The organism is Paenibacillus sp. sgz302115 (assembly GCF_056120445.1).
In genome coordinates this window covers 47199-64947 of the sequence record NZ_JBVYOK010000013.1, presented here as the reverse complement: position 1 = coordinate 64947, position 17749 = coordinate 47199, and the positions used below count along the sequence as shown (strand labels likewise).

The 17749-nt window shown below is 49.6% G+C and carries 13 protein-coding genes; 6 read left to right on the top strand and 7 right to left on the bottom strand.

Annotated features, from left to right (window positions below):
* Positions 1-35 precede the first annotated feature (35 nt).
* From AC0LWN_RS21785 to AC0LWN_RS21770, 4 genes are all read left to right on the top strand, one after another.
* Positions 36-737, top strand: coding sequence for a hypothetical protein (locus AC0LWN_RS21785; RefSeq protein WP_474669009.1), 702 nt, complete (start codon positions 36-38; stop codon positions 735-737).
* 14 nt (positions 738-751) lie between these two features.
* A complete protein-coding gene (locus tag AC0LWN_RS21780) occupies positions 752-1852 on the top strand; it encodes a toxic anion resistance protein (protein WP_019914042.1) in 1101 nt (366 codons plus the stop codon).
* A 315-nt stretch (positions 1853-2167) separates the two neighbouring features.
* The gene (locus AC0LWN_RS21775; protein ID WP_474669007.1) at positions 2168-5344 is read left to right on the top strand and encodes an S-layer homology domain-containing protein; all 3177 of its coding nucleotides are present in this window, start codon (positions 2168-2170) and stop codon (positions 5342-5344) included.
* Positions 5345-5476: 132 nt separating this feature from the next.
* A complete protein-coding gene (locus tag AC0LWN_RS21770; RefSeq protein ID WP_474669005.1) occupies positions 5477-6631 on the top strand; it encodes a family 43 glycosylhydrolase in 1155 nt (384 codons plus the stop codon).
* Positions 6632-6692: 61 nt separating this feature from the next.
* On the opposite strand, the gene AC0LWN_RS21765 is transcribed toward AC0LWN_RS21770, so the two are convergent.
* Positions 6693-8507 (bottom strand): glycoside hydrolase family 43 protein, encoded by a 1815-nt coding sequence (locus tag AC0LWN_RS21765; RefSeq protein ID WP_474669003.1) that lies wholly within the window; start codon positions 8505-8507, stop codon positions 6693-6695.
* Positions 8508-8650: 143 nt separating this feature from the next.
* On the bottom strand, positions 8651-9451 hold the full coding sequence (locus AC0LWN_RS21760; protein ID WP_474669001.1) for a helix-turn-helix domain-containing protein: 801 nt from the start codon (positions 9449-9451) through the stop codon (positions 8651-8653).
* Between the two features lie 212 nt (positions 9452-9663).
* On the opposite strand from AC0LWN_RS21760, the gene AC0LWN_RS21755 reads away from it, so the two are divergent.
* On the top strand, positions 9664-12060 hold the full coding sequence (locus tag AC0LWN_RS21755) for an alpha-L-arabinofuranosidase C-terminal domain-containing protein (RefSeq protein WP_474668999.1): 2397 nt from the start codon (positions 9664-9666) through the stop codon (positions 12058-12060).
* A 326-nt stretch (positions 12061-12386) separates the two neighbouring features.
* Positions 12387-13187 carry a formate/nitrite transporter family protein gene (locus tag AC0LWN_RS21750; RefSeq protein ID WP_474668997.1) on the top strand — a complete coding sequence of 267 codons (801 nt, stop codon included), beginning with the start codon at positions 12387-12389 and terminating at the stop codon, positions 13185-13187.
* Between the two features lie 338 nt (positions 13188-13525).
* On the opposite strand, the gene AC0LWN_RS21745 is transcribed toward AC0LWN_RS21750, so the two are convergent.
* The 5 genes from AC0LWN_RS21745 to AC0LWN_RS21725 form a co-directional block, all read right to left on the bottom strand.
* Positions 13526-14182, bottom strand: coding sequence for a 3-oxoacid CoA-transferase subunit B (locus tag AC0LWN_RS21745; RefSeq protein WP_474668995.1), 657 nt, complete (start codon positions 14180-14182; stop codon positions 13526-13528).
* Positions 14175-14843: a CoA transferase subunit A gene (locus tag AC0LWN_RS21740; RefSeq protein ID WP_474668993.1), complete on the bottom strand. Its 669-nt coding sequence runs from the start codon at positions 14841-14843 to the stop codon at positions 14175-14177. Before AC0LWN_RS21740 ends, AC0LWN_RS21745 begins: the two co-directional genes overlap by 8 nt.
* Positions 14844-14883: 40 nt before the next feature.
* Positions 14884-15624, bottom strand: a complete 741-nt coding sequence (locus AC0LWN_RS21735) for an acetoacetate decarboxylase (protein WP_474668991.1) — start codon at positions 15622-15624, stop codon at positions 14884-14886.
* 33 nt (positions 15625-15657) lie between these two features.
* Entirely contained in the window at positions 15658-16842 is a 1185-nt protein-coding gene (locus AC0LWN_RS21730; protein ID WP_474668989.1) for an acetyl-CoA C-acetyltransferase, read from the bottom strand.
* Between the two features lie 448 nt (positions 16843-17290).
* Positions 17291-17737: a rhodanese-like domain-containing protein gene (locus AC0LWN_RS21725; protein WP_474668987.1), complete on the bottom strand. Its 447-nt coding sequence runs from the start codon at positions 17735-17737 to the stop codon at positions 17291-17293.
* Positions 17738-17749 lie beyond the last annotated feature (12 nt).

Below are 17749 nucleotides of genomic sequence, written 5' to 3'. Positions count from 1 at the left end.
ACAGTCCTTAAGTCCGCTCACAAGAGGTGAGAACAATGCAAGCGAAATGGAAAGTATTGCTGTACGCCGGTGCCGGTTATGCTGTTGCCCTGGTGACAAGTGCTTTTGTGCCTGAGGTGATCTCTCTGCTGCTGCCGGTGGCCGGAGCTGGCGCTGCAATTGTGGGCGGCAATCGAAACAAAATTAATATTCCGGCGGAGGTTCTTCCCGCCGGCCAGGAGCCTGCGGCCATTGCTCCGGCAGCGGGCAGTCCTGTACAGGATCGTGCCGCTAATGCAGGCGCCGCCGCAGGTGGACATGCTCTGGCCGGCAGAGGTGGCTCCGAGATTAAGCTTGGAGCGGAATTCGCTCCGGTGGTGGAGTATCTGAGCATTTTGGAGGATATGATTATCTCTGAGGGGCAGAAGGATACACTGGACAATGAGATTGTCGAGAAGTCACTGGCGCTCTTCGCCAGGCTCCAGCGTGTGATTCCGCTGCTGCAGGAGCTGGGCAATGCGGAGATTAATCATACGGTCCGCAGGCTGGTGCTGAAGGATCTGAATGGAGTAATCAACCCGTTCCTGCGCTTGGGAGGAGAAGCCAAGACAAGAAACCGGAGAATGCTGCTGAACGGTCTGCGCGATGTTGACTCCAAAATATCGGAAATCGCCTCAACGATCGAACATAAAGACCTGATGGAACTTCAGACCAAGGCGGAACTAATTCATCAGCGGTACAGCAGTTCCGAATTATAGGAGGAGGGAAACCCATGTCCACGCAGTTGATTGAGCTTAAAAAAGAAGATGAACAGAAGGTAGTCCAGGAAGCCTCGCAACTGATCGAGAAGGTCGCCAAGACGGATACCGTTGCTCTGGATTCCCTGATGGATGATATCGGCAAGCTTGGGGTGAAGACGCAGGAAAAGGCGGGACAAACCCTGAAGCTGCTGGACCGTCCAGTGAATGATCTGATGTCCGGCAAACGTGTGGAAGTGCCGAATATGATTATGAAGCTGCGCAATGAGTGCGAGACTTTGCAGCAGAGCAAGAATGTCAGCTTTTTCGGTAAAATGCTGCGCAAGAGCCCGCTCAAAAATTACGTTTACAAATATCAGTCGGTCCGCACCAACATCGACTCCATTGTAACCGGCCTGCGGGATGGCCGCGATACGCTCGAAGAGAGCATTGTCAATATGCGGCAGCTCAAGCGCACCTCAATGGAGGAGATTTATAATCTCCAGACCAAAATCGCCTTCGGCAATAAGCTGAAGGAGCTGTTCGAGGTTGAAATCGCAAAGCCGGAGAATGAGTTCCGCAAGGCGTATCTGGAGCGCGGACTGCGCAAGGTTATGGTGCGTATCCAGTCCATGACGGAAATGATTCTGCTCTACAACCAGGCGATTGCCGCTACGGATATTATCAACGATAACAACGACAAGCTGATTGATTCCGTTAACAACGCTATTGATAAGACCTCCAACCTGATCACCGTATCCGCGATGATTGCGATGTCTCTAGCCGATCAGGAGAATGTTATTTCTGCGGTGGAAGCAACGAATAAGACCATTGAAGATCAGTTCAAGGAAAATGCACGTCTGCTGCGTACGACTACGGAGAAAACGACGGAGCTGCTCTCCAAGCCGTCCATGTCGCTCGAAGCGGTCAATCAGGCTATTGGCGATCTGCTGAGTGCGCTGGATACCTCCGAGCAGTCCAACCGCCGCATCATTGAGAGCTGCCAGGATTATACGTCCAAGATGACGACCATCAACACGCAGCTTAACAACCGCCTTGGCTTGAATGAAGCCTCGCAGCCGCAGGCCTTGAAGCAGGCTGAAGCCGACAGCGGGCTAAGCAGCTTTTTGAACTAAGGACTTTGGATTTGCGGATCAAACATAAACCGGACAGGCCTGCTAACTTTTGGCAGGCTTTTTTGGCGCTTGGCTGTAATTCTATCCTGAAATAACGATGTCCGTACAGAGGACATTGTTATAGAAGCCAAACTCAAGGCCCTTCTATGAAATTTCATCGTCTGAAGTGCCGCGAAAGAGCGGCATGACTGTCTATTTTCTATTAATTGTGTAATTTGCAATAGGCTGATATATTTGTGTAGGATAATATGGTAATATTTCCATTTGTGTTTGATGAGGGCTACATAACGAACCGTAAATTAGGAGGGACAGATAATGGGCAGGATATTTCGAGGAGTGTTGACGGGTGCGCTGGGAATAGGCATGCTGTTTGGCTCGATGCGTGCAGGTGCAGCAGCGGCTGCAACGGTGAAGGATTATGAGGGCCACTGGGCGCAGAATACGATTGAGAAATGGCTGGATAAGGGTCTTCTGAAAGGGTTTGAAAATGGATCGGTAAAACCTGATCAATCCATAACCAGAGCGGAGTTCATGACGATTGTAAACCGCTCTTTTGAGATTGCTAGTTTATTTGACAATAAAGAAGTCCCTAAAATAACATTCTCTGATGTCAGTTCCACCAGTTGGGCCTACAAAGAGGTGGCTATGGCCGTTGGGGCAGGTTATATTCAGGGCTATAACAACGAGGCGCGTCCGAATGCTCAGATTACCCGGCAAGAGGCGGCGGTCATTATAAGCAGGTTGATGAAGTTTGAATTAACGCAAAATACAACAGAGGCTCTGGCGGGCTTCAGTGACCGTGGAGAGGTTGCGGCATGGAGTGCAGGCAGTGTCACTGCGCTTATAAACGCTGACCTAATGAAAGGGTACCCGGATGGGACATTTAAACCCAAGAAGCCACTGACCCGGGCGGAAGCGGTAACACTGATTGAACCGATGCTTCAAGTGAGCGGCGGCGCAGAAATTTTTGATCATGCGGGTGTCTATGGAGGAGAGGACGAGCAGAACCGGAGGACTTCTGAGACTGTAGTTATCTCTGCTGATGGAGTTACACTCCAGAATATAAGAATCGTAGGAGATCTCCTGCTGGATGCCGGAATCGGTAATGGAGACGTGACCTTGAAGAATGTAACCGTTCTTGGCACTACTACTATCAAGGGAGGGGGAGGTGACTCTGTTCACTTCATTAACTCCGAACTGGGGGATGTGGTTGTGAACAAAGCCGGCGGAGCAGTCCGGTTGGTGGCTGAGGGCACAACTACTGTGAAGCAGGTGAAGGTGCAGACCCCGGTAAAGCTGGAGGAAAGCGGGGCTACAGGTGCAGGTTTCACCAATGTTTCGGTTGATCAGGACTTTACTTCCAGTGGCCCTCTCGTTCTGTCTGGAGCATTTGATACTGTAAATATTAACGCTAAAGCCGTTATGCAGTTGGCTAAAGGTTCAGTGGCGGCACTCAGCATCGGTACAGGTGCAGGTAATTCCTCTGTAGATATGACTAGTGGAACCAAGGTAACAAAAGCCGTGCTGGATGCATTCACCAAAGTGACTGGAGCCGGCCAAGTGGAGACAGCGGTGCTAAATGATGGAGCAAAAGGCTCTACGTTTAATACCAAGCCGCTCACCATAGAAGGTCCGCAAAAAGATTCTTTGGTTATTACGACGGCTTCTGCCACGCCAACACCGGCAGTGATCATTGGCGGAGGCGGCGGTGGAGGAGGAAGCGTAGCTACCCCCACACCAACCGTAACTCCAACGCCAACGGCAACCCCGGGATCAACAGCGACACCGGTTCCAACATCAACGGCCACACCAGTGCCAACAACGCCGGTTAAAGAGATCCCGCTGCTTCAAACCTATATTATTGCTTCTCCAGATGCTACGGTAACGAATGCCGTGTATTTGCAGTTTGATTTTAGTTCGATTCCTGAGTCTATTCTCAAAAGTGCAGGCAACGCCTCCTACTATATTACTTCCACACCTATTAGTGACAGAGATCTGCGTTGGGAATTATACAATAAAAGAGCTATCTTAACTATGACCACCCTTCCGTACCGGTCCAATCCGATCTATAAAATGACAGTAATCAGCGATTATATTGGAACAGGCGGAGACAAATATGTGACGGTTGTGTTCAGGGGCAAGGATGGGGCAGTCGGCTACAGCACCCAAAAGGTGAATTTGCACCCGTCACTTACCAGCTCAGCGGCTAATATTGCAAAGCTTGCAAGCGGTGTAACAATTGAGCGGGATAAGCAAATAATTGACCGAAGCGCAGAATATTCCGACATTATAGATGTTTCGGATGTTTTTGCTCAGAATGAAGAGGCGGCTTATTACACTATTTCTCCAAAATACCTGGACACTGCTGCAGCCAATCATAAATTGAGCGATCTGCTCTCTTTTTCGCTCAGACTGTATAACCAAAAGCGCATCCGGGTAACAGAGGCTTATAATTATACCCAGCCTGTAGATGATATCCCGTTGGCTGTTGAGATGCTAAAGGATCTGAAAAATAATATTGACCAGGAGTACACTATTATCTTTTACGACAAGACCTTGCAGGCTATCAGCTATTATGAAGGAAAGGTTCATCTCAGTGACCAACTGGCCATCGAAGCCGCCGAGAGAGGAATTAATGATATTCAGGGCACCTCGGACGCGCTGCGGGCAGAGAACTCCATCCTGAAGGCTTCGAATGCGTATTCCGCACTGAGTGATGCACAGAAGGCGCAGATTAGCCAGACTGACAAAGATAAGCTGGAGAAGGCGCTTAACGAGTTGGAGACAATGAAGCATGCGGGCCCGCTGGGCAGCAGTCTTTCGCAGATTTATTCCGACATTCGGCCAAGCAATTCAGAATTCAATGGGACAACTATAAGTGTGTTTAACCAGGATTATCCTTATACCTTGAGAAATGATACTTCATTCATGTCTTTCTATCTCACGGAAAATCCAATTACCTTGGCGGATATCAAAGACTCAAATAGGATCGGCATCCAACCTTTTTCGAATTTGGCCTATCTTCCGAAGCTGGACAAAAAAGGCGACTACTACGTAACTGTAGTGTTCTACGATAAGAATCTTCAGCCCGCACGTTATGCTACTCAGCGGATCACCATGTCTGTAAATACGCCTGTATGGGATGGCACAGCCGTTCAGGTCAAGGAAGGCGTATCCTTGCTGCGGGAATATGACAACAGTCTGCGAATGGATTATGTTACGTTTAAGGATTATCTGAAGGCACACCCGGAAGCGGCCTACTTTTCATTCACGACTGGATCTGATCTTGCTGCCGCTAAAAAAAGCTTGACTGCGGACCAAGCGGTGCAGCAGATTAATCCCTATTATTCGACCAATTTCAGCGATACGTACTTCCGGATGTTAATTGAAGGCAACCAAGCTTTGAATGGGCAGCCTGAGGATTATATTATTATTTTCTATGATAAAAATTTCAAAGCCATTCATTACTACATCGGCACGCTCAACGATTAAGCGGGGAACAAGGTCCAACAAAGGGCGATAAGTCAGTTTTTGACGATGATAGTTAATTGATTGCGCTACAAGAACGACCTATACTTTTCATGATCAACATATCCTATTCGATTAAAAAGGTGAAAATAAATCATGAGAATTACGGGAATTGAGGAACTAGCTATTAGCGTTACAGCCGGTGAGCCATTGGAGCTCCCCCGCTGGGTTGAGGTCGGGCTTGCGGAAGGAAGGGCCGGACGTTTTCCGGTCGAATGGAAGCCTGTCGCCCCGTCGCTCCTGGAACAGCCGGGAACCTTTTTGGTGGAGGGGACCGTGATCAGGGATGATTATCCGAACCCGTTGGTTCCGAATCGCGCCGATCCCTATGTGGTGAAGCATACGGACGGATATTATTATTTTACAGGGTCCGTACCGGAGTATGACCGGCTGGTGCTTCGGCGCTCCCGCACGATAGCGGGTCTAGCGACCGCTGAAGAGACAGTTATCTGGACCAAGCACGAACATGGAGAGATGGGCAACCATATCTGGGCGCCCGAGCTTCATAGCATTGAAGGAAAATGGTACGTACACTTCGCTGCCGGTTCTGTGGAAGACAAATGGGCCATCCGTCCGTATGTTCTGGAGTGTGCAGATGACAACCCTCTTACCGGAACGTGGGTAGAGAGGGGGAGAATCGAGCTCCCGGTCGAGAGCTTCTCGCTGGATGCAACCACCTTCGAGCATAATGGACACAGGTACTTGGTATGGGCGCAGATTATCGAGGATTCCTGTCTTTACATCGCTAAGATGGATAACCCGTGGTCGATATCAGGCGATTCGGTCAAACTCTCGGCTCCAGAATACGACTGGGAGATCCAGCTTTATCGCGTGAATGAAGGAGCGGCTGTACTGAAACGGAATGGGCGTGTGTTTATCGCCTACTCCGCCAGCGGCACAGACGACCGTTATTGCATGGGGCTGTTATCGGCACCTGAGACAAGTGATTTGCTCGATCCTGCTTCATGGACCAAATCGAAGGAGCCGGTATTTGTCAGCAACGAGACTGCTTCCGAGTACGGACCCGGGCATAACAGCTTCACGGTATCGGAGGATGGCTCCGCCGATCTTCTGGTCTATCATGCCCGTCCCTATAAGGAAATCATCGGAGAGCCGCTGTATGATCCTAACCGCCACGCCCGGGTACAGCGATTCTTCTGGAACCCGGACGGTACGCCATACTTCGGCAAGCCCGGCTGGACGCTAGATCCGTCCAGTCACAAGGTAAAAGCCAGAGTAACTATAATTTAAGAGCATGCACAAGGCCCACGCGACTCGCGTGGGCCTTTCCTTTTAGAGCGGAATTAGTTTTCTATAGTTGAACCTGCTTCATCAGCCCATCTTCGCCGAAGGAGAGCGGGTCAATGCAGACTTCGCGATGATAGCCTTTTCCTTCTGTGAAACGGGATAGCGGCGTAACAAACCGGTGATAGGCAATCCAATATTGACCGGTGTCAGGCTCATGCAGAATCGAATGGTGGGCGGTACCGAGCATATCCTTGTCCTTATTCTTGGCAAGAACCGGGTAGCGGTAAGTTACCGGGCCGTATAGCTGCTCCGACGTTCCATAGTTTACATGGTAATCCTCGCTGCCGGTGTCGTCACAGGACCAAGTGAAATGATACAGCCCGTCCCGTTTGAGAACGGTAACTGCCTCCCGGAAGTCGTACAGGCCTTCAAGATTTCTCATCGGATTCTCGATGACGCTTATCATATCTTCGCCGAGCTTCACGATGGCGGGTTGTCCATTTCCAAACAGCAGATAAGCTGTGCCGTCATCCTCCGTATAAATGGAGGGGTCAATGGCCTGCCCCATGGCGATCCCAAGCCTCTTCGCCAGATCCAGAGTAATCAGCGGCTCTGGCTGCGCGCGAAACGGGCCTGCGGGAGCGTCGGCAACAGCAACGCCTATGGCGCTCTCACCGTTTTTCATTTTGCCGCAGAAATAATAGAAATACTTACCGTCTTTACAGGCGATGGCCGGAGCCCAGGCGTTGCCGATAGCCCAAGGGACATCATCACTTGCAAGATCCAGAATCATGCCTTCGTTTCGCCATATACGCAAATCAGCCGATGAGAACACATGAAACTGCGTACCCGACCAGCCCGTAAAGCCATCTGTTGTCGGATACAGGTAATAACGGCCGCCGAACTTCACCAGATCAGGGTCGGCAAATTGCCCGGGCAGTACTTGATGTCCATCCCCAAATGCCGCCAGAAGGCGGCTGCATTCCGCTTCAGTAATTGGGAGGACTCCGCCGTGGCGTTTTTTGTTTTTGCCCAAATCAAACGATTCATCTGGCAGAATCCGGAATTCACCACTCTCAAGGTCGGAGATCAGCAGCGGGAGATATCCCTTTCCTTCCGCAAAGCGGTCCACAATCAGGCACCATTCCTCACGGTCGCCCAGTTTGAAAATCTGCGGGCCTTCAACACCCGACAATTCCTCCAGAACCGGGGCGCTCAGAGGGGTGAAGGCGTCTTTATCCAGCGAGGAGCCCTGTTCAACCCGGATATTTTTGGTCGTTTCATCCTTGGAGAATCGGTAGTAAGCGCCGCCCTGGGCAATAATCGTCGTATCAATGATGTGATTTTCCCGTTCGATATACTTCTCAGGTGTTGTAAAATTGCGAAAATCCTTGGTACGCGCGCTATAAATCTTATGTTTCCGCTCTTGCTCCTGCGGCTCCTGAGTGGCAGAGGCCCAAAACACCAGAAACTCATCTGCAGCTTCGTCATAAATCGCTTCCGGAGCCCAGACGCAGCCCGCACCCGGTATGCCAAGCGTAACGGACCAAGGGGAAGACCAATTCACCAGGTCGGCGGATTCCCAGATGATCACGTCACGGCTGCCGGCGTTCACAGCGACATCCCAGCCCTTTCCGTTTGCAATGCGAAGATCCGTGGCAATCAGATAGAACTTATTGTCCTTGGGCGAGCGTACGAGAAATGGGTCTCGCACTCCCTTTTCCCCGAGCTCCGAACGCAGAACCGGCAATCCCGCATTCAGATCTTTCCAATGCAGGCCGTCTTCACTATAAGAGAAATAGACCTGTTCGCCGTCAGGCTGCTCCCCGATGAAATGCACCAAAAGATAACCTGAGCTTTGAGTATCATGTTGTGTCAAGATAAGGGCCTCCTTCACAAATAATGCCCTTCGGCTTCCCTGTAAGAAGCGAGAGGGCTGGAGCTTAAATCAGCTATTCAATAAAAAGTATAGGTGCCCGTTCAGGGCCGATCAATAGATTATTGCAGCGGAAAACTGACCTATCATGTTTTATTTGCGCCGGACCGCAGTCCTGCTTTATATTGGCTGGGCGTACCGCCGACGAATTTCTTAAACTGTCTCATGAAGTGGGTGCTGTTTTCATACCCGCACATTTTGGCGATCATCGTTATGGAGAAGGTGCTGTTGTTCAGAAGATATTTGGCGTAATCCAGCCTTGCGTTAATGAGATCAGTAATGACGGAGCATCCGAATAATTCCTTATAGATATGGTGGAAATAGGATTTGCTCATGTTCACACTTGAAGCAAGCATTTCTACCGTATAGGCTGTGTTAGGCGAGCTGTACAGCTCATTGCGCAGCTTGGAAAAAGGAAGCAAATACCGGCTCGACTTATCAAGGGCAGCCGTCCGGTTCCGCAAATCGCTCATTTTCATAAAAAGGGATTGCAGATCACAGTCCGCTATCCGGTCCTTATAGGGGCTGTTTTGTCTGGTGAGGTTGTTCAGGTCCATTATACATTTCGAGATCATGAAGGGGTCCTCTGCATGCATCGGGCTGTCCAAGGGAAAGCCGATCTCGGTCAGGAAGGACTCCACTTCGCTGCCGGAGCAGTGAAACCAATCATTAATAAAGGGCTTGTCCAGGTGCCGGTACACGTGCGGGGTATGAGGGCTCATCAGGACATAGGAATTCTTCTCCACGATGCACGGGTTGCCGTCCAGCACAAGCTCAGATTTGCTCTTGAAAAAAACAAATGCGTAATTCCCGGCTCCTGTTGGCCGGTTAATGACAATTCCATCTTCATGTACATAGTTATATCCGCAAGAAATTAGCCGTATCATGTTTTCTCTCCGGAAGACAATAAGTCAGTTTTTCTTGATTGTAAATCAATCCTGAAATATAGACAATCACAAACGTGAATTTTAGCATACTGGTATTGATATTAAGCACAATAGGTTAGTTTTTCGCTTCGATAGCTCATTGAAGATCAAGTCCGGGATATCTATACTCTAACCATATAAATAGATATCCATTTGAAAGGTGACCTGCAATCATGTCAAAAGCAAAGGGAACACTACGGGTTCATACTCAAAAGAGAGGCCCGCTTACCGGAGACCTGTTCGGCATTTTCTTCGAGGATCTGAATCATGCCGCTGACGGAGGGCTGTATGCCGAGCTTGTCCGCAACCGCTCCTTCGAGTTTGATCCAATTGATAACCGGGACTACCATGCGCTGACCGCCTGGGAGAAGGTAGAGCGGGGTGGCGGCCAAGTCGAAATAACGGTGGAGGACAGCGAGCCGATCAATCCCCGCAACGAGCATTACGCCGCTATTCATGTCTTGACGGAAGGCTCAGGCGTGGGCATTATGAACCTGGGCTTTAACAGCGGCATTTCCGTCCGGGAGGGCGAAAGCTATCTATTCTCCATGTATGCAAGACGGAATGAGGGAAATGAGGAGCAGGTAGCTATTTCTATTGAAAACACGGAAGGTGTAGTGTACGCGGAAACGTCCATTGCCGTAAACTCTTCGGAGTGGACGAAATACGAAGCGAAGATTACCGCGCGGGCAACGGATCACAGCAGCCGGCTGGTCATTCTCACGAAAGGCAAAGGTAAGCTTTATCTGGATATGGTGTCCCTGTTTCCGGAGAAGACCTTCCTGAACCGATCTAATGGGCTGCGCCCGGATATCGCCGAGCTGCTTGCAGATATGAAGCCGAAATTCATGCGTTTTCCGGGAGGATGTCTTGTACACGGTGGCTCCTTAAATCCCGAAGACCGAAATTCCATGTACCGTTGGAAGAATACGCTTGGCGATCCCGCAGGGAGACCTCCAAGACGGAACAATTGGAGCTACCACCAGACCTTGGGATTAGGGTATTACGAATATTTTCAATTCTGCGAGGATATCGGAGCGAAGCCCATACCGGTTCTGCCGGGAGGCTATGACCCTCATGATAAGCGGATCGTTCCTTTGGAGGAATTGGGGCCATGGATTGATGACGCCTTGGATTTGATAGAATTCGCGAATGGAGATATCTCTACGGAATGGGGAGCAGTCCGGGCGGAGCTTGGACATCCAGAACCCTTCGGGCTGGAGTATATTGGCATCGGCAATGAGGAAGTGGGGGAACCCTTCTTTGAACGGTATCCTTTTTTCCACCGCGCTATAAAGGCCAAGTATCCGGATATCAAAGTCATCAACTCCAGTGGTCCGTTTGCCGCAGGCGGTGAGTATGACCGGGGCTGGGAATCGGCCAGAGAGCATGGGTCCGATCTTGTGGATGAGCATTATTACCAGTCGCCGGAATGGTTTCTGGCCAACTATCACCGGTATGATCATTTTAAAGCCGACGAGCCTAAAGTGTTCCTGGGGGAATATGCTTCTTGGGGCAACACCTACTATAATGCGCTGGTTGAAGCGGCGTTTATGACTAGCCTGGAGAAGAACGCCCATGCGGTCGGCTTGGCCTGTTACGCCCCGATGCTGTGCAATGTGGACTATGTGAACTGGAAGCCCGATATGATCTGGTTCAATAACCATAAGGTGTTCGGAACGCCGAATTACTACGTGCAGAAGCTGTTTATGAATCATCAGGGGGACCAGTTGCTTCGTGTAGAGGCAAGCGGATTTGGAGAACCGCAAAGTTCACCGTACAAGCCAATTGAAGGCGGTATAGTCCTTTATGCAGACGGCTGCTCGGCCCGTTTCTCGGAGATTAAGCTGGTAAACAATGTGACGGGTGAAGTTAGAGAGTATGAAAGCCTGGCGGGAGAGGTTGCGGCTCCTGGTTTCAAGGAAGAACAGCCGGAAGCGCCAGACTCCTTGGATTTGGGCGAAACGGCCTGGAGCAGCTACACCTTAAGCTGTAAAGCGGTCCGTACCAGGGGCGACAAAGGTTTTGTGATTCATTTCGGCAAAACGGATGATGCGAATCATCTTTTCTGGGAGATCAGCGGGTGGCAAAATCAGGATTCCATTATCAGTTCCAAAGTGGCGGGCAGAGGTTCCTGCCTGACTCATAGTATGTTTTCGGTGGAGACGGACAAAGAGTATCAATTGGAGCTGCAGGTATCCGGAAGAAAGGTACGCACTTATATTGACGGTGTGCTGTTTAACGATACGGAAGACAAGCTGCCGGTGATCGAACCGGTCTACTATTCATCTACCGTTGAGCATGCTACCGGAGATACTATTTTGAAAATCGTGAATGTTCAGGATGAAAGTGTAGCAGCTGAGGTTGATCTGAAGGATTTCTGCAAGGGCGGTGTGACGGGAGAAGTATTTGAGATGTCGGGGCACTTGCCTGCTGATGAGAATAGCTTCGAAGCGCCGGAGCATGTCTCGCCGAAGATGAAGTTCTTCCAAGCAGGGAGCTGCAATTTCGCTTATGAGTTTCCGAAGCAATCCATTACGATATTCCGGCTCAGACCGCTCACCAATTAAGCAAGGGGCATAATCCGCACTCATAATCCCCCGCTCCTCCACATAAGTTGTCACTGAGGCGACATATGAGGAAGAGAGGATAAGTGGATGATTCTGGGGTGCTTAATACTGGTGCTTATCGTCGTAGCCAGCGGTGAGAAGGCGGAGTCAATTGCCAGGCTGAATGATCGGAGCAATGACAGCTAGCGCAGCGGCGGAGGATTCCCGGATGAATCTCCACAAATTTTAACTATCCGTGGTTCAAGCAATTTCCAGCGGTTTATTGGGTATAATAGGCTGTACATCAGCCTCAATCGCTGAAAATAAGAAGCTAATGCGGAGGTCATATGGAGAACGAGGCACTGCTGCAGGTTGAGAAATTGGCACTCAAGAAACAGAAGATCTATCATCAAAGTATTGTCCGCTATATCGCCAGGGCCATGCTGGCCAGTATGTTCATCGGATTTGGCGTAATCGTAGCGTTCAAGACCGGCAACTTCTTCTACATGGAGCACTCGCCGATGACGTATCCGATGGCTGCAGTTACGTTCGGCGCAGCCATCATTCTGATCTCCTATGGTGGAGGGGATTTGTTCACCGGGGACACCTTTTATTACACGTATACGGCCTTAAGACGCAAGCTGCAATGGACCGAGGTTGTGCGGATGTGGGTGGTCAGCTACATTGGCAACATCCTCGGGGCTACGGCATTTGCACTGCTGATTTTTTTGACGGGATTGTTCTATGACTCCAGCGTGAACGGGTTTCTGCTGAGTGTGGTCGCCCATAAGATGGAGGCGCCAACACTTCAACTGTTCTTCCGGGCGATTCTATGTAACTGGCTGGTGTGTCTGGCCTTTTTTGTTCCTATGTCGATGAAAAGCGACGGGGCCAAAATGTTCGCCATGATGCTGTTCGTCTTCTGCTTCTTTATTTCCGGCTATGAGCACAGCATCGCCAATATGTGTACATTCGCGATTGCGCTTGTGCTGGATCATCCCGGCACGATCTCCTGGGGCGGCGTCCTGCATAATCTGGTACCGGTTACCATCGGCAATCTGATCGGCGGCGGGGTGCTGATGGGCGTGATGTATTATTATGTGAATAAGCCGTTTCTGGATGAAGAGCATGACGAGCCTAAGCATTAAAAAGACAGTGCAGCTGCGGTATCGTCTGCTGTGATCTGTTAGTAACAAGGTACCAGGGGAGCGGGATCAGCTCTGGTCCATCCCCGGTTAAAAGAACAAGCAAGTCCGCCTCCACTGCTCGTGGAGACGGGCTTGCTTGCTGTGAGAGAGGAATCAGCCGTGCCGGAGGCGCCAGCTTGCGAAGTATTAGGCCTGCGGCATCTTCCAGTACAGCGGAGCTTCCCGCGAGGCGTGCCTTCCAGCGCTCCGCCTTCCTTACGCCAAAGTATAGGCAGGAGAGGCTACACAATGAGAATTGCTGATACCAGCGGAGGTTCCATACTACTGTTGTGTTTGGCTTAGACGGCAATGGCCTTCAAGTTAGGCGAGATCAGTAGCTCGGCTCCGGTTGCCTTTTGAACGTCTTCCACCGACAGACCCGGCGCAATTTCATTCAGCATCAACCCTCTGCCTGGAATCACATTGATGACAGCCATTTCGGTTACAATGGTTTTCACAACATTTACAGCAGTCAGAGGCAGCTTGCAATTTTTTAATATTTTCGGTTCCCCATCTTTATTCACATGTTCCATGGCTATAATGACACGCTTGGCCCCGACCACCAAATCCATAGCTCCCCCCATGCCCGGCACTTTTTTTCCTGGAATCATCCAGCTTGCAAGGTTGCCGTGCTCATCAACCTCCAGGGCACCCAAAACTGTAATGTCCACATGCCCTCCACGGATGATAGAGAATGAAAGGGCACTGTCAAAATAGCAAGCTCCTGTCATGGTTGTAACGTAACTTCCGCCAGAATCGATACAATCTATATTTTCTTGTTCCTTTGTGGCTTTGGGGCCAACACCAAGGATTCCGTTCTCAGCCTGCAGCATAATATGAACATTATCAGGAATATAGTCTACCGCCATGGTGGGCATGCCAACACCCAGGTTGACCACATCCCCGTCTTTGAATTCCTGAGCGATTCTTCTCACAATGAATTCTCGGTTATTCATGCGTATCCCCTACCTTTACAATGGCATCAATAAATATTCCGGGTACGTTGACATGATTGGGATCAATCTCCCCGAGCTTTACATATTCATCTGTCTCGGCGACTACATAATCTGCCGCCATAGCCATAACGAAATTGAAGTTGCGTGAGGAGCCGTTGATCACAAGATTCCCTGCTTCATCTGCCTTATGTGCCCTGATTAGCGCCACGTCTGCTTTAAGAGGCAGTTCGAGCAGATATTCCCTTCCGTCAATATCTATTTTCCTTTTGCTTTCCTCTACAATGGTCCCTACACCTACAGGTGTTAAAACACCGCCCAAGCCTGCTCCTCCTGCACGTATTTTTTCTGCTAAGGTGCCTTGCGGGAAGAGGCTCACCTCAGCTTCTTTGGCCATAAGGAGTCTTCCTGTTTCAGGATTGGAACCGATATAGGATGCATAAATCCGCTTGACTCTGCCACTTTTTACAAGCTTATATATAGATAATTCCGTGGTGCCAGTATCATTGGAAATAATGGAGAGATTATCAGCGGAATGGGTCTCGACAAGCGCACGCACCAATTGTTCCGGGTGGCCTCCGGCCAGAAAACCGCCGACCATCACCGTGTCTCCGTCTTTGACCTTCTTAACGGCGTCTTCTGCGGAGATTAATTTGCTATTCATGGTTTCTGACTCCTTATACATTTTTTTGAGAAAGCAAAGTTTACTGGAGATAGTCATGAATGACTTTTGCATATGGCAGCGTTAAATCGGCAATAAAATGTTTGCCGCCGATATACGCCTTAACTGGCAAATCTGCCACAGGAGCATTGACATGGGGGATCAGGCTTAACCGGGCTGGTCCTGACCAAGCGCCTTTTACGTTAATATTTTCGAGAGTATACGCAACTAACTGTGCAATTTTAGGGGTACCGTCAACATCGGGAATTAATTTTAAATTCACTTGTGTTTTTGCGATGGCTCTAGCCGTATCCTCTTCATCGAGAATGTTATGTTTGAAAGGCATGGTTCCCATGGCCACCAGGACATGGTTATAATGCAATGTACCGGTCAGTGTCTCTGTGGCTTCAACACTCAGGCGGGGATTTGCCCATTTTTTGGGGAACCCCCAAATTTCACGTCCTCCAAGAATTGCAGGCGCGTTATCCAAATACATTTGGGCAACAAAATTGCAGGGTTCTCCTTGAAAGGTACATGGGATAACAATACCGCTCTCCTCATAACTTCCTAAACCGGATGAATCAGGCATCTTGATCCATTCATATGAGACGGTATTGCTCCCATCCGGCTGAAGAGGTTCCGGGACCGCCTGTCTGATCGCAGCGGGGTCGGATTCATAAGTAACTATAAAAAATTCCCGGTCGATGAAACTGTAGGGGGGACGCCCGTAACTGGCGCTGGCCGCAGGCATGGATTGCAGTGAAAGAACCTCTTGTGGATTCATATCAATCTTGATCTCCCTTTCTGTTGATGAGTGTTAGATGAGTGCATTCTCAACCAGCATCGCGATTCCCATCCCTGTTCCGATACATAACGAGGCTATGCCATAGCGCGAAGAGGTTCGTACCATTTCATGCACGAGCGTAACCAATACCCTGGCTCCACTTGCACCGACAGGATGTCCAATCGCGATTGCGCCGCCATTGACATTCACCTTCTCCGAGTTGATTCCGAGCTCTTTCAATACCGCTAATGCTTGTGCAGCGAAGGCTTCATTAATCTCAAACAGATCAATGGCATCCAGTGGGATTCCCTGGTCCTTAAGAAGTGACGAAATGGCTCTCACCGGACCCATGCCCATATATGCAGGGTCAACGCCAACAAGTGAATACCCCTTGATATAAGCCAACGGCTGCACCGCATGTTCCTTGCATTTGTCTTCCGACATAACCAGTACAGCCGCCGCTCCATCATTGATCCCCGAGGCATTTCCGGCAGTAACCGATCCGTTTTCCTTAAATGCAGGTTTTAGATTAGAAAGTTTTTCTTTACTTACATCTCCTCTTATATGCTCGTCCTCCGAGAACCAAATATTTTCTTTTTTGGTTTTGGTCATAACGGGAACAATCTGCTCTGCAAAAACCTGCTTGTTTTTTGCCTCTATAGCCTTGATCTGGCTTCCATAGGCAAATTCATCCTGCTCAAGTCTGGAAATGTTATATTTTCTGGCAATGTTTTCTGCGGTAATTCCCATATGATATTTATTGATAGGACATGTAAGGCCATCGGCTACCACGGTGTCAATCAATTCACTGTTACCAAGCTTGTAGCCATTTCGTGCATTCTTTAGCACATAAGGGGCGTTCGACATGCTCTCCATACCTCCAGCCAAGAGGACGCTGCCTTGCTCTGCCAAGATAGAGTTGTAAGCTAAAGCGACGGCATGAAGCCCTGAACCGCAAACCGTGTTAATTGTTGAGGCGGGTACATCAATAGGGATGCCTGCTTTGAGTGCCGCCTGTCTGGCGGGATTTTGGCCAGTACCCGCCTGAAGGACATTTCCCAAATAAATTTGATCAATCGATGCAGGCTCTAATTGACTTTGCTGAAGGCAGGCTGTCATCACGTTTGCTCCCAATTCAGTAGCGCTTAATGATGAAAGTCCGTTGTTAAATGAACCCACAGCTGTTCTTAATGGGCTTACTAATGCAACTTTTTTCACAAAACCTCACATTCCTTTCACTTTGTTTATGAAACCTTACTTACATGCGGGTATATATCTCGGTGTATAAGAGAGTGGCCCTTACAGTTTGATCGCCTTCCTCCGCCTTTATTTATTTGGAATTAATTTACATGTTTATCCTAAGTCTAATGTATATTTTACTCAATGTTCAAATAAATACATAAATTTACATATTAATATGTGTATGGCCCTTTACACTAACATAATGAAGTCGTTCTATCATTTTCTTTGATTTTCTGGTCATTTCTGGATATTTCTGAAAAGATGAATGAAAAGAGAAAAAAATAGAACCACCCGTTATACGGGTGGTTCTGATTTCGCTGCGACGGATGCCGTCCTTTGTTAAGGGCGGTGAAAACCTGTTGGGGCGGACGACATGTTGTCCTGCCATCTCAGAGATGTGGCGGCTGACAGCTAACGCGGGAGCTTACATAGGCGGCATCTTCCAGTACAGCGGCGCTTTCTCGCGGAGCGTGCCTTCCAGGGAACCGCCTTCCTTGCGCCAGTATTCGATGCCGCCCAGCATCTCCTTCACCTGATAGCCCTGCGCTGCCAGGCGGGCTGCCGCTTTACTTGCTCCATTGCAGGCAGGGCCCCAGCAGTAGAGCACCAGCACCTCATCGGCGGGGAACTGCGGGGTGGTGCTGCTTATCCGTCCGGAAGGCAGGGAGACGGCTCCCGGCAAATGCGCCTCCTCGTAGGAGGTGGTATCGCGGACATCAACCAGCGTAAAGCCGGTTATTCCCTCACGCTGATCAAACGCCACATCGGCAACATCGGTTTCGCAGGCTCCTTTGGCTGAGAAATAGGTCAGGGCTGCTGCGGGAGACGCCGCTGGGGCCGCAAGCACCTGTGATTTTGGCTTATAGTTCATATCTCTTCCTCC

What these genes read in the sequence shown, in the direction of transcription:
- AC0LWN_RS21775 (WP_474669007.1), top strand. Translation starts at nt 2,168, where the DNA reads ATGGGCAGGATATTTCGAGGAGTGTTGACGGGTGCGCTGGGAATAGGC.
- AC0LWN_RS21755 (WP_474668999.1), top strand. Translation starts at nt 9,664, where the DNA reads ATGTCAAAAGCAAAGGGAACACTACGGGTTCATACTCAAAAGAGAGGC.
- AC0LWN_RS21760 (WP_474669001.1), bottom strand. Translation starts at nt 9,451, where the DNA reads ATGATACGGCTAATTTCTTGCGGATATAACTATGTACATGAAGATGGA.
- AC0LWN_RS21780 (WP_019914042.1), top strand. Translation starts at nt 752, where the DNA reads ATGTCCACGCAGTTGATTGAGCTTAAAAAAGAAGATGAACAGAAGGTA.
- AC0LWN_RS21770 (WP_474669005.1), top strand. Translation starts at nt 5,477, where the DNA reads ATGAGAATTACGGGAATTGAGGAACTAGCTATTAGCGTTACAGCCGGT.
- AC0LWN_RS21785 (WP_474669009.1), top strand. Translation starts at nt 36, where the DNA reads ATGCAAGCGAAATGGAAAGTATTGCTGTACGCCGGTGCCGGTTATGCT.
- AC0LWN_RS21740 (WP_474668993.1), bottom strand. Translation starts at nt 14,843, where the DNA reads ATGAATAGCAAATTAATCTCCGCAGAAGACGCCGTTAAGAAGGTCAAA.
- AC0LWN_RS21745 (WP_474668995.1), bottom strand. Translation starts at nt 14,182, where the DNA reads ATGAATAACCGAGAATTCATTGTGAGAAGAATCGCTCAGGAATTCAAA.
- AC0LWN_RS21725 (WP_474668987.1), bottom strand. Translation starts at nt 17,737, where the DNA reads ATGAACTATAAGCCAAAATCACAGGTGCTTGCGGCCCCAGCGGCGTCT.
- AC0LWN_RS21735 (WP_474668991.1), bottom strand. Translation starts at nt 15,624, where the DNA reads ATGAATCCACAAGAGGTTCTTTCACTGCAATCCATGCCTGCGGCCAGC.
- AC0LWN_RS21750 (WP_474668997.1), top strand. Translation starts at nt 12,387, where the DNA reads ATGGAGAACGAGGCACTGCTGCAGGTTGAGAAATTGGCACTCAAGAAA.